The organism is Haladaptatus sp. (genome assembly GCF_049589095.1).
Classification (GTDB): domain Archaea; phylum Halobacteriota; class Halobacteria; order Halobacteriales; family Haladaptataceae; genus Haladaptatus.
In genome coordinates this window covers 1-1550 of sequence record NZ_JBAWAC010000282.1, presented here as the reverse complement: position 1 = coordinate 1550, position 1550 = coordinate 1, and the positions used below count along the sequence as shown (strand labels likewise).

Annotated in this window: 2 protein-coding genes and 1 pseudogene; all 3 read left to right on the top strand. The window is 61.2% G+C overall.

The features are described from left to right. Positions 1-577 (top strand): annotated as a pseudogene (locus WBV42_RS09180) (Rieske (2Fe-2S) protein); the annotation flags it as partial. A gap of 239 nt (positions 578-816) precedes the next feature. Next, complete coding sequence (gene nrdR / locus WBV42_RS09175; protein ID WP_423985754.1) at positions 817-1302, top strand: transcriptional regulator NrdR; 486 nt, start codon at positions 817-819, stop codon at positions 1300-1302. A gap of 16 nt (positions 1303-1318) precedes the next feature. Then, a partial coding sequence (locus WBV42_RS09170; RefSeq protein ID WP_423985753.1) for a hypothetical protein occupies positions 1319-1550 on the top strand: 232 nt, incomplete at its 3' end.

Sequence of the window (1550 nt, the reverse complement as noted above, 5' to 3'; positions counted from 1 at the left end):
GTTCGGCACCTCGAACGAGTTCCGCGACTGGAACACCGTTCACCACACATACACCTACGCGAACGAGGTGTACGGACTCGCCAAGCGGACGGACGCGTCGGAAGCCTATCGCGGCGTCTTCGACGCGGCGATGAGCGTCTACCTCGATAGGTTCCTCAACACGCCGCCGACGCCGATTCCGGAACCGGACGGAAACCGCTCGCCCGACGCCGTGTTGGACGAACTGATGGAGACCTTCGAGGTGGAGTCCAACGCGGAAGTGGACAGAGCAGGAAGGCTGACGGCGGAGTACCTCGAAGCCGACGGGGACACTGACCTGCTGAAACGGAAACTCGGCGAGGCGCTCCTGCGGGAGGACGTTGGGTTCCACACCCGGCAGAACGTCGAGGCGGCGTTCGATCAGTACGACACGCTTGCAGGCGAGGGAACCGAGGAGAGCGAACGAAGGGCGCGGATTCACCTCATCGGGACCGCTCGTTACCTTTCGGCGCACACGCCGACGCGGCGGGCGGGCGAACAGACGTTCCGAATCGCCGAGCGACTCAATCGTGGCGAGAATATCCACGAGATCGATTGAGCGGACGGGAGCTACGAGCAGGCGGGTGGACCGTTTTTTCGTCGGTTTGGACTCGTAGTGGGAAGGCTGTCCATCGGAGTACGCATTCCCGTGCCGAACACAAATCAAGTTGATTTGTATTACTGAAACTCGATTGGGAAACGTTTATGCCGTAGTGACTGGACACCACATATAGCGGTTGGAAGAAGCGAGGCCCCATATGTGGGCTTAAGCAACAGGAGGTGTAAGGAGTGACAACCATGAACTGCCCGGATTGCGGGAACGAACGGACGCGAGTCATCGACACCACGAGCGCCGACGGAACGTCGGTACGACGGCGGCGCGAGTGCCAACGGTGCTCGTTTCGATTCACGACGTACGAGCGTCCGGAATGGGACTCCCTCCAGGTGAAGAAACGCGACGGGAACATCGAGTCGTTCAGCCGCCGGAAGCTCCGTGCGGGGATCGACCGAGCCGTCGAAAAGCGGCACGTGAGCGAGGAAGCGGTGACGAGTCTGGTCGAGGAAGTCGAATCCGACCTCCAGAACAGGGACACACGCATCGTCTCGTCGAGCCTCGTCGGCGACCTCGTCTCGGAACGCCTGCGCGAACTGGACCAGGTCGCGTACATCCGGTTCGTCTCCGTGTACAAGGCGTTCTCCGAACCGGAGGAGTTCCTCCGCGAACTCGACGCGGTTCTCGACGCGGAACTGGACGACGACCCGCCCCATCCAACCGACAAGTAAAACGAGTTAACGATTTATGAGCCACCAATCAACAGCGACGACGACGGACGCTCGGTCGATTCTGGACCGAGCACGAACAGACTACGAAACGATACTTTCGGCGGACGACTGGGACGACATCGTCACCGAAATCGAACGGAACTCCTACGACGGCGCGAGCACCGACGAACTGTATCAAGCCGTCGTCGACGCGCTCTCCGCGCGCGTCGAACGCGACCCGACGTTCAAGAGAATCGCCGCGGCCGCGG

What these genes read in the sequence shown, in the direction of transcription:
- nrdR (WP_423985754.1), top strand. Translation starts at nt 817, where the DNA reads ATGAACTGCCCGGATTGCGGGAACGAACGGACGCGAGTCATCGACACC.